Origin of the sequence: Arthrobacter pascens, from assembly GCF_030816475.1 — a bacterium.
Taxonomy (GTDB): Bacteria; Actinomycetota; Actinomycetes; order Actinomycetales; family Micrococcaceae; genus Arthrobacter; species Arthrobacter pascens_B.
In genome coordinates this window covers 786,872-800,004 of record NZ_JAUSXF010000001.1, presented here as the reverse complement: position 1 = coordinate 800,004, position 13,133 = coordinate 786,872, and the positions used below count along the sequence as shown (strand labels likewise).

Sequence of the window (13,133 nt, the reverse complement as noted above, 5' to 3'; positions counted from 1 at the left end):
AGCTGGGGAAGGCCGGCGGGGCTGACGCCCTTGGCGGTCAGGAGAGCAGTCAGCTCCAGCGGTCAGGACCTTGGCTGACTGGTCTTGCTGTGAGGTCTTACCTGGCAGGCTTCAGCTCTCAGGGCCGAGGTGCACGGTCACCATGGTTCCGGCGCCTGGCACGGAGCCGATCTCCAGCCGGCCACCGAAGGCGGCGGCTATCCGGGCGCAGGTAGCCAGGCCCAGTCCGGATCCTGGCGGGTCACCCGCGCGGTGCAGGCGGACCAGGGGGTCCAGGACCCGTTCGCGGTCCGCAGCGGCGATGCCTTTGCCGTTGTCCGTTACCCGCAGGACCGCTCCCCCGTCGCCGCGTTGCGCGGCGATGCGGATGACCGGCGGGATGCCCGGGCGGCGGTACGCGATGGCGTTGTGGATGAGGTTCTGCAGCAGGACCCGCATCTGCACGGGGTCGGCGAGGAACTTCAGCTCGGCACATTCGATAACGGCCCCGGACTCCTCCACGGCCGCGCCCAGGTCACTGACGACGTCGGTCACCATAGAGGACAGGGAGAGCCGGGCTGGGCGCAGGTCACCACCGGTGGTGGAGAAGGCAAGAACGTCCTCCACCATGGAGAGCATGCGGCGTCCGGTGTTGCCGACGATCCGGAAGTATTCGACGGCGTCGACGCTGTGGCCGTCCTCGGCCCCCAGTTCGCCCAGCTCGGCGTAGCCCAGGATTGAGGTCAGCGGGTTGCGGAGGTCATGGCTGATGCGGCCTGCAAACTCGGCCAGCAGCCCGTTGCTCCGCTGCGCCTCGCCCAGGGCGTCGGCAAGTTCCCGTGCGCGGTGTTCGAGTTCCAGTACGTCGACGATCTGGGCGGCAAGGATTTGCAGGCCGCGTAGCTGGGGATCGCTGAGCTGCCCGGTTTCGCGGGCACCGGCACAGAGCGTGCCCAGGACAAAGCCGTCGTCGGTAACCAGCGGCACTGAGGCGTAAAACCTGATGCTGCCACGGCGCCCGTCAACGAAGGGGTTGTTGCTGTACCGGGGATCCAGCGAGGCGTCTTCGAGAACCGTGGGCCTGCCGCTGAGGAAATTCACGGCACACATCGAGTCTTCCCGGGAGCACATATACGGTTCCATACCGGCTGAAGCCACCTGGTACTGCAGGTCCTCGGTGATGATGTTGATCGCTGTCACGGGCTGCTCGCAGACTGTCCGGGCTAGCTCCACCAGATTTTGCAAACGCTCGGACCCCATGGGAAGTGCAACCAGTGCACCCGGGCCGGCAGGGACGGGAAGTCCTACCCCTGCCAGCACGGCGTCCCGCACCCGTTCATTCACCGTCAAAACGCTGCCGCCTGTCGTCCGCATCGATACAGCATTGCAGACCGGCGGACGCAGAGGGCTTTTTTTGTGGAGATCCTGCGCGTTTCCTGCGAAGCCGCGCCGTCAGGGGATCCGGCGGTCGCCTGTCCGGTTCATCACGAACAGCGCGATGGCTACTGCTACCAGGATCGGCGCGATCCACAGGAGGAAGGCCAGGACCTTCACTACCGCGCCGACGATGATGGCAATAAGTGCCAAGGTGACAAGGACCCAAATGAGTGTTCTCATGCTGTTCCACCCTCCAAATGCAGAATGCGATGCGGATTGCCTGCGGCGGATGACTGATCTTACGGCCGCTGCCCCATCCAAACAAGCGGCCCAAACAGGCCGTTTGCAGGCGATGTGTAAGAGGTGTCTAGCGAATGTGGGTGCAGGATCACATGGGGAAGGCCCCTCCCAAGAGGGGCCCTCAACGTAGTGGTCAATTGTCTTCCGATATTGGTCAGCGGTGATGCACTCCCCCTTCCCGGACGCCCCCCGGCGCCCATCCGGACTATGACAAGAACTGACTTTAATAACCCGGGCCCCGGCCTGTAAAGGGGTCGGCACTAAATCAAGCGGCCGGCATTGAACCACTGCCAGTTCAGCTGCCGGCGCCTGTGATGGTGGTGTAAATGCCGATGCCTCCGGCCACCACCATAATTGCCGTGGTGGACCAGCCCAGGGTGGCCGCGAGCCTGCCGTTGCGGTATTCGCCCATGATCTCCTTGTCCCTTGAGATCAGCATGGTCACGATCAGGAAGGGTGCCGCCGCGACGCCGTTGATGATGGCACTGAAGATCAGCAGCCCGATCGGGTCCGAGGAGAAGAAGCTGATCAGCACTCCCCCGAGAGTGCCAATACCCAGCAGTATGTAGAACGTGCGGGCGTTGCCGGGCCGCCGGTCAAAGCCCCAGTTTTTGCCGAGGAGCCCGGCGAGCCCTGCGGAACCTGAGGCGACGAGAACGGGGACGGCCAGGATGCCAGAGCCGATGAAGCCGGCCGCGAACAGGTACTTCGCTGCAGGGCCGACAATGGGCTCCAAGGCCTTGGCTGCATCGGACGCTGACTTGACGTCCGTGCCGTCCTTTCCCAGGGTCGCTGCCGTTGCGGCCATGATGGCGAACATGACCATCACGGAGAAGAACATGCCGATGAACACGTCGGCGCGTGCGTTGCGCAGCTTCCGGGCCGCGGCGGCCTGGTCCCGCTGCCTCAGTCCGATGGCGTCGTCCCCGCCGCGGTCTTCGGACCGGAGCTCCTCCACCCGGTGTGCGCTCTGCCAGAAGAACAGGTAGGGGGAGATGGTGGTGCCGAGGACCGCCACGATCAGGCCCAGGTAGTCCGGGCTGAACCGGAACTGCAGTCCCAGCAGTCCGGTCACGACGTCGGCCCAGTCGACCTTCGCGACGAAGAGAACTGCCACGTAGGTGAGCAGCGCCAGGCACAGCCACTTGAAGACCTTGGCGATGACGGTGAAGCCGCCCGCCACCAGGACGAAGGCGATCCCGATGCCAGCGACGGCGCTCCAGACGTGGTCCGGGCCCGCACCCAGCAGCTCCATGCCCTGCCCGATCGCCATCAGGTCTGCCGCTGCATTGAGCGTGTTGGCTGCAAGCAGCGCGACGATCAGGATCGCGATCACCACGCGGGGCTTGCGGGAGAACTTCCGGCGGGCAAGGGCGCCCAGACTGTCCCCGGTGGCCAATGCCGTCCGGTCGCAGATCTCCTGGACGGCCATCATCATGGGCAGGGTGGCCGGTGCTGTCCAGAGCATGCCGTTGGAGAACGTGGCGCCGGCCTGGGCGTAGGTGGCGATTCCGGACGGGTCGTCGTCGGCCGCTCCCGTCACCAAACCTGGTCCGAGCAGTCCCAGCAACCTCCGCCATGGGGCCGCTTTCTCCACTTGGGCCGGAGGTTCTCCGTTGCCTTGGTGCCCCGCCTGGCCCTCTGCGGTGCCGGTGGTCGACGCTTCGGGTTCGACGGCTTCTTCGGTGCTCAAATGGTGCCTCCTGGCTCTCCACCCTGGAAAATAATAAGCAAGCATACTATTTCTGCTTGCGCCCCGGTTAGAGTTGCCGGCGTTCGCCGCTGCCGGGCAGGCACAGGATGATGTGACCATCGCCTACAACGATGTGCTGGGCGGCGCCTCTGACGGCGACTGTGGCCGGGGACATGGTTGGCCTGACCTTGATGGAGGGCGTCTACACTTTTCACAGGTCGACGGGGACAGGCTCAGGGATGGTCCGCAGCTATTCCCTGGTCCATATAGCGAGCCAATCAACGTAAACGTGGCCACTGGTTCCGGGCAGCGGACAGGACGGCGAGCAGGACTCGGTCTGCATGATGTAGTGCATTGGCTTGGTCGGTATGAACTTAGTAGAAACACCGATCGATTTTCCATCGAGGAAGAACTCGATGCCCCCGGGACTCCACTCAGTGGTGGCTATGTGCCAGTCCCCGTATGGGACATTGGGGCGAAGGACATCATCCTCGTGTATTCCCCCCACCACGCCATGCACGGCGGCGTAGATGACCTTTGACAGGTCCCCTTCCGGATAATCGATCTCCCCGTCCTGCGGCCACTGCTTGCTGTCAGGCCAAAGCAGCCACGCCAATTTGTATCCCGCCAAAGGGTCGGCCTTAAAGCGCACAGAGTAGCGCCCGTACGTTTGGCTGTTGTAGGGCGACTGAGTGGCTCCCCCAACTATGGGACTCGGTGCTGCAGTCATTGCGATGCCGTTTTCCGAGTGCAGATACATGTCCAAAACGCCGTCATGGATACTCAAGACCTTCGAGGGGTAATAGCCGGACGTTCTCTCGCCCTTTTTTTGCTGTTGAGCAGCTGTATCCGGTGTGCCATCAGCGTAGTTCTGACTCCATCTCGCGCTGTAGGCGGGGCCTGGAAAGCCGCCAATGGCCACATTTCCCGCCGTGAAGTCCTCTGCGAAGACCTGTCTCCAACCAGGCAGGTTGCCGATCGGTATGGCCTGGGAGAGTGGAGACGGAACCTGGGCCGCTGGAGAAGGAGCTTCGGATGCTGGAGAAGGAGCCTGGGAGGCCGGAGAAGGAGCCTCGGACGTTGGAGCAGGAGCTTCAGTCGTTGGAGACGGCGTCTCGGTTGCTGGAGACGGAGTGGCCGTAGTTGGCTGTTCAGAGCCTGGCGCAGGGCTGACCGTGTCCCTGCCCTCCGTTTCAGCGCCTGGGGCCGGGGCTGAATATGAAGCAACGATGAGCGTGCCGCACACGAGAGCGGACAAAGCAATTGTCAGAACGAGGACGCGAATCCGCGCTAGCCGCTTGATTGTCTCCAATGTGTCACTCCGTCCAAAAAGGAGTTAGTGCATTTTACCGCGGCGGTCCACCAAGCGGGCCAGTTCCGGACGGCTGCTGGCAAAGTTGTCCTCCCATGCATGGTGCGGCAGGAGACCTCGGGCAAGAGCGCTGCACGACGGCGTCATCCCCTCATTCGGTTCATGATATGAGCGGAGGCGCGGCCGGTCATGAGTACGGGGTACTCAACTTTTCCGGGTTTTGCCTACGTACGGCTATCAGCGGTACCTGTTTTCACCGGTCAGCACTTCGTCTCAGCCCGCCTTCTCCTCCCACAGCGGCAGCCGGCTCGTCGTCGTCGTCGGAGGTTATCAGGATGTTGCCTTCGGCGATCGACTCGGACAGCACGTCGTGTTCGACGGCGGAGGCCAGGGGTTTTTCCTTGATGAAGAACAGCACGGTGGTGGCGAGCAGTGCCAGGGGAACCATCCAGATGAAGATGGGCGCCAGGGCGTCGTTGTAGGAGTCGATGACCAGGTCTTTGATCTCGTCCGGCAGTTTGTTGACCAGGGCGGGCGTGAAGGAGTCCGATCCTCCGGCGCCCGCCGTTGCTCCGGCGGGCAGCCGCCTGGCAAGAAGCTCAGCCAGCCTGCTGGCGAAGAGGCTTCCCACCACTGCCGACCCGAGGGTGGCGCCGATCTGGCGGAAGAAGTTGTTCGACGCCGTCGCGGTGCCCACTTCGCGTAGCGGGAAGGAGTTCTGGACGATGAGGACCAGGATCTGCATGCTCAGGCCCAGCCCCAGTCCCATCACGCCCAGGTAGACGCAGATTTCCCAGAGCGGGGATTCGGGCGTGAGCGTGGAGAGCAGCACCAGGCCCACGGCCACCAGGACGGCGCCGGTGATTGGCATCCCGGACGCCCAAACTGAATAACGCAATTTTCGTCCTAGCAGGAGCTTCTTCTGCTAGTAATTCTGTTTGGAATATCCCCGAGACGGCGCAGACACTCCCGGAAGCTCGGCAAAGGTCTCACCACCCTTACCCGGGTCACTCTTGGATCCGCCGAAATTATGGCAAGGAGACCCTGAATCTCGTCGTCCGTTGGCTGTTGGCGTTTAGGTACTTGCTCATTCCCGTCCACTTTACGATGCATTTTCTAACGCTAGGTTGAAGGGAAGAGTGTATGCCCGAGTAACCTGTACCTGTCTTTGAACCTGGGACTACTCAGTGGCAGCAGGCTGGCAATCCTCATTATGTTGTCGCGAGGGTATCCTCAAATGTCGGCAATCAGTTGGACTGGCTTTTCAACTGCATCCGCGACAAACCTCAGGAACCCAGCGGCCGTCCCGCCATCACATACGCGGTGATCGAATGTGAGCGTCAGTTCAGTGACCTTGCGAACGGCCAGTGAACCCTCCACAACCCACGGCCTGTCGATAATTCGGCCAACCCCGAGTATGGCCACCTCAGGATGATTGATGATCGCCGCCGAACCGTCCACCCCAAAGACACCGTAGTTATTGAGCGTAAAAGTACCGCTGCCGAGTTCAGTCGGAGTGGCTTTCCCCTCGCGGGCAACAGCGGTCAACCGGCGGATCTCTTCATCCAGCTCACGGGCGCTGAGCTTCTCAGCCGACCCTATGGACGGCACCACCAGCCCGCGATCCGTTTGAGCCGCAAAGCCCAGATTAATGCCCTCGAACGCGACGATCTCCTGGGAGCCGTCCGAAGAGGTTTCAATCCGAGTGTTCAGCTCCGGGTATTTCTTCAGCCCGGCGGTAACAAAGCGGGCGATGAAGGCGAGCAGGCCGGGGGCGGGGGTGCCGCTCTTCTTTAGGCCGGCGCGAAGCTCCACAAGGGCAGTGGCGTCAACGTCGACCCAGACGGTAGCTTCCGGAATCTCGGTGCGGCTCCGGGACATGTTTGCGGCCACGGCTTTGCGGACACCCTTGAGAGGCGTTCGCGATGAGATAGCCAGGCCGGTCCGGGAGTCAGTGGAACCCTGCCGGACAGAAGCTTCTGTGCCGGTGCGTTCTTCTTCCCTGGTCGCGGGCGCCGAGATCACGGCTTCGACGTCCCTGCGCATGATCAGGCCGCTCTCCCCGGATCCGTGGATCCCGCCAAGATCCACACCATGCTCCCGCGCCATCCGCCTGACGAGGGGTGAGATGACGGCACCCAGCCTGCCGGGGACCCGGGTGCGCATGAGCAGAAGGTCGTCGGCCGCCTTGTCTGCGTCGGAAACTTCGGAAATAGACCCCTCCGGCGGCGCGACGGGCCCTCCGGCTGCCGTTGAGCCGGCAGCGCGCCTGGGCGCCCTGCTCCGTCGGGCTGCTGCGCCACCGGCAGGGGTCCCGTACCCGATCAGCACACTGCCTGACCCGGCTTTCTCTTCTTCCCGGTAGATGTTGGCGGCCATCTCCACGGGTTCAACCGCCGGAGCACCTGCGGGAGCAACAGAGATCAGTGGTTTGCCAACATCCAGCGTCTGCCCGGGCTCGCCGTGCAGTTCGGTCACTGTCCCGGCGTAGGGCGACGGTACCTCCACCATCGATTTGGCCGTCTCGACTTCGGCGATTGGCTGGTCCACGCGGATCTCATCCCCTACCGAGACCAGCCAGTTCACGAGTTCGGCTTCTGTCAGGCCTTCACCGAGGTCCGGCAGCATGAATACTTTTGTTTCGGTCATGGTCAGTCTTCCCACTGGAGGTCGTCTACGGCGTCGAGGATGCGGTCCACGCCGGGCAGGTAGTAGTGCTCGAGCTTAGGCGCAGGGTACGGGACGTCGAACCCTGTCACGCGCCGGATCGGGGCTGCCAGGTAGTGGAAGCAGCGTTCCTGGACCCTTGCCACGATCTCCGAGGATACGGACGCGAAGCCGTGCGCTTCCGCGATCACTACCGCCCGCCCTGTCTTGTTGACGGAGGCAGCCACGGTTTCGTCGTCGAAGGGAACGAGCGTTCTGACGTCGATGACTTCCAGCGACCGTCCCTCTTCGGCGGCCGCAGCGGCAGCAGCGAGCGCCGTCGGCACGGACGGTCCGTAGGCGATGAGTGTTGCATCAGTTCCGGGACGTGCGACGGCGGCACGGCCTTCCGAGGATGTGCCGGCTTCCCCGTTGGCGGAGTGCTGGGCGCGCAGCTCATCGAGATCCACCAAGTCTTTGGACCAGTAGAGCTTCTTCGGTTCCATGAACATGACCGGGTCATCGGAGTCGATGGCTTCACGGAGCATGCGATAGGCATCGGCGACTGTGGCGGGGGTGAAGACCTTCAGGCCGGCCGTGTGGGCGTAGTAGGACTCGGAGGAGTCGCAGTGGTGCTCCACTCCCCCGATCCCGCCGCCGTAAGGAACGCGGATGACCATCGGCAGTGTGACTGCGCCTCTGGTGCGGTTGTGCATCTTCGCCACGTGGCTGACGATCTGCTGGAAAGCAGGATAAGCGAACGCATCGAACTGCATCTCAACTACGGGGCGCATCCCGTTCATCGCCATTCCCACGGCCATGCCGACGATGCCGGACTCGGCCAGCGGAGTGTCAAAGCAGCGCTGCTCGCCGAAGGTCTTGGTCAGGCCGTCCGTGATACGGAAGACCCCGCCCAGCAAGCCCACGTCTTCGCCGAAAACAAGGACAGAAGCATCAGCATGCATGGCATCTGCCATAGCAGTGTTGAGGGCTTTTGCCATCGTTATTGACTGTGGACCGGTTGCCTCTGCTGTGGCGGCGGCCGAGGCGGCTGCCCGGGCGGTGGCGGCGCTGACGTTACCGTTCGCTTCGGACGAGGTGGTGACGGTGGGGCTCACTTTTCGGCCTCCTCTGATGCTGCGTCGCGGGCGAGTTCGTCGGCGAGCATGGCGGACTGTTCCTTCAGCTGGGGTGTGGGCTTGGCGAAGACGTGGCGGAAGAGGCCCTGCGGGTCCACCGGTACGTCCTCGCTGAGCCCGTCACGCAGTTGGGTGGCTACGGCTTCGGCCTTTTCAAGAATCCGTGCCTCAACCTGGCCGTCCAGCAGGCCGCGGTCCGTCAGGTAGGTTTTCATCCGGCTGATGGGGTCCTTTGCCCGCCACTCGGCCACTTCGCTGTTCTCCCGGTAGCGGGTGTCGTCGTCGGCGTTGGTGTGGGCCTGCATGCGGTAAGTGTTTGCTTCAACCAGCAGGGGGCCGGACCCTTCCCTGGCGAGTTTCACTGCCCGGTCCAGGACCGCGAGGAGCGCAACGACGTCGTTGCCGTCCACGCGTTCGCCGGCCATACCGTAGCCCACTGCCTTGTGGGCGAGCGACGGCGCCACGGACTGGTGTGCCAGCGGCACCGAGATGGCGTACTTGTTGTTTTGGACGAAGAAGATCACCGGGAGGTGGAAGACGGCTGCGAAGTTCAGGGCCTCGTGGAAGTCGCCCTCGCTGGTGGCGCCGTCGCCGCACATTGCCAGCACCACGGTGTCTTCACCACGGAGCTTGGCCGCGTGCGCCACACCCACGGCATGGAGCAACTGGGTGGTCAGGGGCGTGCACTGGATGCCCACTTTGTGCTTAAGGGGGTCGAACCCGCTGTGCCAGTCACCACGGAAGATCGTCATCGCCTCCACGGGATCAACGCCGCGCGCCATCACGGCGACGGCGTCGCGGTAGGTGGGGAACATCCAGTCGCCACCGGAGAGGCAGAGCGCGGCCGCCACCTGGCAGGCTTCCTGGCCGTGGCTGGACGGGTACACTGCCATGCGTCCCTGCCGGACGAGCGCCGAGTTCTGGTCATTGACCCGGCGTCCGACGACGAGCTGCTCGTAGGCTACCATCAGTTCGTCGTCGCCGGGCAGCGGGTATTCGTGGCCGGGTTCTGTTCCCTGCTCGTCCTCGGGTTTGAGCCGGCCGTCCGGATCCACCATCTGGATCTGGTGCCTGGCGGGAAGCATGTAGTCCTCAACCGAGATGCCGAACTTACGCACGGCTTCAGCCACGGGATCGGCATCAACCGGCCGCTCTGTGTGGCCGGATGCAGTGTGGTCTGCGGAGATCGTCATTGGTCCGTCCTTCTGTAGCCACTATTCACTCCCAGTATCGCCCCGCCCGACGTTTCGTATCCAGCAGTTGTCAAAATTGTGGAGAAGGACGAACAGTAGGCCTATTCTTGGAGACGAATCGTAAACCTTAACTTCATTACGGCGAAGGGCTGTGGACAAATTGGCAAGACCGGGGTCAGAGGCTGAGCCAGTACCACTGGATGACGTGGATCGAAGGATCATTTCGGAACTCACCCGGGACGGCCGGATGTCCGTAACCCAAGTCGCGGAGAACGTCCACATTTCGCGCGCTCATGCCTACACGCGGATTGCTCGGTTGACGGGCGAGGGCGTACTGACCAAGTTCACTGCCATAGTGGATCCCATCAAGGCCGGACTCAAGTCCTCCGCCTACGTCACGCTCAAGGTGAGCCAGCACTCGTGGCGGGAACTGCGCGAGCAACTGCGAGCCATTCCGGAGGTGCACCACATCGCCTTGGTGGGCGGTGACTTTGATGTCATCCTCTTGGTCCGGGCAATCGACAACATCGACCTGCGGCGGGTCATCTTTGACCAACTGCAATCAATGCCTGGGGTGCTGGATACGCAGACGTTTCTGGTGTTTGAGGATGTTGATACGCGATGAGTTGCGCTGCGGCCTTTAAACAGCTAAGGGCCCGGCGCGTCTCTGCGGCGGGCCCGTAGGCATCTCAAGTAAGAGCAGGGCCTAGCTGACGAAGCCCTTCATCCAGGTCTTCAGGTCCTCGCCAAACTCCACACGCTCGGAGGCAAGCGTGATGACAGCCTTGAGGTAGCTGAGCTTGTCGCCGGTGTCGTAGCGGCGTCCCTTGAACACCACGCCGTACACACCTGAGCCTTCGCCCTCGCCGGCCGCCAACGTCTGAAGGGCATCCGTCAGCTGGATCTCTCCGCCACGGCCCGGCCCTGTCTCCTCCAGCACGCCAAACACGGAAGGGTGCAGCACGTACCGGCCGATCACGGCCAGGTTGGACGGCGCCTCGCCAGCAGCCGGCTTCTCCACCAGGCTGTTGACCCGAACGAACCCCTCGCCCTCAACTGGTGAAATGTCCGCGCAGCCGTAGGCGCTGATTTGGGACGGATCCACCTCGATCAGGGCGATCACGGAACCGCCGGTCATCTGCTGCACCTCCATCATGGTGGTGAGCAGGCAATCGTTCTCATCAATAAGGTCATCACCCAACAGCACGGCGAAAGGTTCATGGCCCACGTGCTGGCTAGCGCACAGCACCGCGTGTCCCAGGCCCTTCGCCTCACCCTGGCGGACGTAGTGGATAGGGCCGAGCTTGGAGGCGTACTGCACGGACTCCAGGCGCTCTCTGTCGCCCTTCTTCTCCAGAGCGGCCTCCAGGCCGGGTTCGCGGTCAAAGTGGTCTTCCAGGGCCCGCTTATTGCGGCCCGTGATCATCAGCAGGTCGGTGAGACCCGCGTTGACGGCCTCCTCCACCACGTACTGGATGGCCGGCCGGTCAACCACCGGCAACATTTCCTTCGGCATTGCCTTAGTGGCGGGCAGGAAGCGAGTCCCCAATCCGGCAGCAGGAATGACGGCTTTGGTAATAGCTTTCCCCATTGTCATAACTGAACCATACAAATGAGCACGTGAACATAGCAATCTCTGGCAGGTAAACTTTGCCTCATACTTCTCTTGAAATGGCGGGAAACCTTCGGCATAATTGTCGCTTTTACACAGCCGCCGGCGGGAGGACAACCCCGGGCGTTTGGCACGTCCATGGCGTCATTGGCTAAGCTGGGCATTCACCACTTTGACGTTGGAGACACCCTCGCATGCGCACGCCTGAAACCAAACGTACTGATCGGAACACTAGTCAACGTTTCCCACAGAGGGATACAAGGAAGAGAACGAAGGTCGCTTTGGTGGTTGCTGCGATGGTAGCGGCAGTGATCGCGGTCGTCATGGTAGTCACATGGCTAACCCCATCGAATTCGGACTCTCTGGCCAAGCCTGTTCCTACCACAATTAAGTCCCTGCCACCGGCACCGACAGTTGCCTACTACGACCAGCCTGGCCCGCCTGCAAATTCGCCATTGGAAGCAGTGGAACCGCTGAAGGTTCAGGTCACCGGAAATGAGGTCGGCACCGTCCTTAACCAGGGTATGACGGGCATTTCATTGGAAGCGACCGATCTGGGGGATGCTGCCTTAAGCAGCGCAAACACCTCCCTTGCGAAACTTCTGAGGGAGGTTGACGAACCCGTGTTGCGTTTCGGAGGGAACGCCGTGGATCGTCGCTTTTTCTGGACCTCGTCGGGCGAAGCGATCCCAAGCACGTACAAGGGTGATAATGCACATCCCGCGCGCGCTGTTGGCCCGCAAGATCTGGCCCGCGTCAATGGCTTGCTCGAAGCTGTAAACGCGAAGGTGAGCCTTACCGTCGATCTTGGCCACTTCGACCCGGCACGGGCCGCCGACATGGTGAAGCACGCTTCCGGCATCTTCGGGGACCGGCTTATCAGTGTAACGATCGGCAACGAGCCCAACGGATTCGGGGCCAACGGTGTGCGTCCCGGAGGTTACTCCACCGATGAGTACGTTGAAGAGCTAAAGGCATACGCTACGGCCATTTACGCTGCGGCACCCGGCGTCGCCATCTCCGGCCCAGGAACTTACAGTCAGGAATGGTGGCAGCCCTTCATCGGTGCCGACATTCCTCAGAAAAAGATCCTTTCGTTCCACAATTATCCGCTCCATAGTTGCAACGGGGACGACCCGAAATCGTCACCAACACTTGGAAACCTCATGAGCCCGCTCATGCACCAGCGTGCCGCTGACTATCAGAAGGCGGCCGTTCGGGCAGGGCAAGCAGCGGGACTGGAAACGTGGCTCCCGGAAACGGGTATCGCAGCATGTCCCGGCTCAAACGAGACCTCCCGTACACATGCCTCAGCTTTGTGGACGGCGGACTACTTCCTCAACGCTGCCCAGCTGGGAATAGCGCGCATCGGTTTCCACAGCTCCTTGCTGACTTGCGCGGGGGGGCCACCCATGTCCGTACTATGCAGTGGCGGCCCCTACCTTAAGCCGGATGGACAATTTTCAGGCAGGGCAAACTTCTTCGGGCTGGCCATCGTGGCTGGTCTTGAAGGCGGCAAGTTCCTTGAACTCCAGACTTCAGGAGGTGGCCTTGCATACAGCTATGCCCTACGGAACACGGATGGCAGTACCACTGTAATTCTGGTGAATCAGAACGATCCCCAAAAGGCCGCTCAGACGGAGGTAACCCTCTCCCTGCCAGGACAGCCTCTGACAGGAACTATGACCCAGCTAGCGGGCCCTAGCTACAAGGCTGAAGATCAGACGGTAATCGATGGGGCAAAGAGCGACCCTAAGCCTGTGGCGGAGCGACCAACTGTCCCTGGCTTTGCCTACGGCTCCACTACGCAAACGTTTCCGCTGACTGCCGGCACCGTGACGGTACTGAATTTTACGTACTAGACGATATGACTACAGGCATC

Annotated in this window: 11 protein-coding genes; 2 read left to right on the top strand and 9 right to left on the bottom strand. The window is 62.2% G+C overall.

What is annotated here, in order from left to right:
* Nucleotides 1-111: 111 nt before the first annotated feature.
* The 8 genes from QFZ40_RS03700 to QFZ40_RS03665 all read right to left on the bottom strand — a co-directional run bounded on the left by QFZ40_RS03700 (nt 112) and on the right by QFZ40_RS03665 (nt 9,639).
* Nucleotides 112-1,353, bottom strand: coding sequence for a sensor histidine kinase (locus tag QFZ40_RS03700; protein ID WP_306902917.1), 1,242 nt, complete (start codon nt 1,351-1,353; stop codon nt 112-114).
* A gap of 78 nt (nt 1,354-1,431) precedes the next feature.
* Nucleotides 1,432-1,596 (bottom strand): hypothetical protein, encoded by a 165-nt coding sequence (locus QFZ40_RS03695; RefSeq protein WP_306902916.1) that lies wholly within the window; start codon nt 1,594-1,596, stop codon nt 1,432-1,434.
* Nucleotides 1,597-1,951: 355 nt separating this feature from the next.
* Nucleotides 1,952-3,349 carry an Nramp family divalent metal transporter gene (locus QFZ40_RS03690; protein WP_306902915.1) on the bottom strand — a complete coding sequence of 466 codons (1,398 nt, stop codon included), beginning with the start codon at nt 3,347-3,349 and terminating at the stop codon, nt 1,952-1,954.
* 250 nt (nt 3,350-3,599) lie between these two features.
* Nucleotides 3,600-4,079 (bottom strand): glycoside hydrolase family 16 protein, encoded by a 480-nt coding sequence (locus QFZ40_RS03685; protein WP_306902914.1) that lies wholly within the window; start codon nt 4,077-4,079, stop codon nt 3,600-3,602.
* Between the two features lie 835 nt (nt 4,080-4,914).
* Complete coding sequence (locus QFZ40_RS03680) at nt 4,915-5,532, bottom strand: hypothetical protein (RefSeq protein ID WP_306902913.1); 618 nt, start codon at nt 5,530-5,532, stop codon at nt 4,915-4,917.
* A 362-nt stretch (nt 5,533-5,894) separates the two neighbouring features.
* Nucleotides 5,895-7,310 carry a dihydrolipoamide acetyltransferase family protein gene (locus QFZ40_RS03675; protein ID WP_306902911.1) on the bottom strand — a complete coding sequence of 472 codons (1,416 nt, stop codon included), beginning with the start codon at nt 7,308-7,310 and terminating at the stop codon, nt 5,895-5,897.
* 2 nt (nt 7,311-7,312) lie between these two features.
* Nucleotides 7,313-8,425, bottom strand: a complete 1,113-nt coding sequence (locus QFZ40_RS03670; RefSeq protein WP_306902910.1) for an alpha-ketoacid dehydrogenase subunit beta — start codon at nt 8,423-8,425, stop codon at nt 7,313-7,315.
* Nucleotides 8,422-9,639, bottom strand: a complete 1,218-nt coding sequence (locus QFZ40_RS03665; RefSeq protein WP_306902909.1) for a thiamine pyrophosphate-dependent dehydrogenase E1 component subunit alpha — start codon at nt 9,637-9,639, stop codon at nt 8,422-8,424. Before QFZ40_RS03665 ends, QFZ40_RS03670 begins: the two co-directional genes overlap by 4 nt.
* A gap of 160 nt (nt 9,640-9,799) precedes the next feature.
* Between QFZ40_RS03665 and QFZ40_RS03660 the strand changes: the two genes are divergently transcribed.
* Nucleotides 9,800-10,264: an Lrp/AsnC family transcriptional regulator gene (locus QFZ40_RS03660; RefSeq protein WP_373427385.1), complete on the top strand. Its 465-nt coding sequence runs from the start codon at nt 9,800-9,802 to the stop codon at nt 10,262-10,264.
* 81 nt (nt 10,265-10,345) lie between these two features.
* On the opposite strand, the gene galU is transcribed toward QFZ40_RS03660, so the two are convergent.
* On the bottom strand, nt 10,346-11,236 hold the full coding sequence (gene galU / locus QFZ40_RS03655) for a UTP--glucose-1-phosphate uridylyltransferase GalU (protein WP_306902907.1): 891 nt from the start codon (nt 11,234-11,236) through the stop codon (nt 10,346-10,348).
* A 479-nt stretch (nt 11,237-11,715) separates the two neighbouring features.
* On the opposite strand from galU, the gene QFZ40_RS03650 reads away from it, so the two are divergent.
* On the top strand, nt 11,716-13,113 hold the full coding sequence (locus QFZ40_RS03650; RefSeq protein ID WP_306906810.1) for a hypothetical protein: 1,398 nt from the start codon (nt 11,716-11,718) through the stop codon (nt 13,111-13,113).
* The last annotated feature ends 20 nt before the right edge of the window (nt 13,114-13,133 follow it).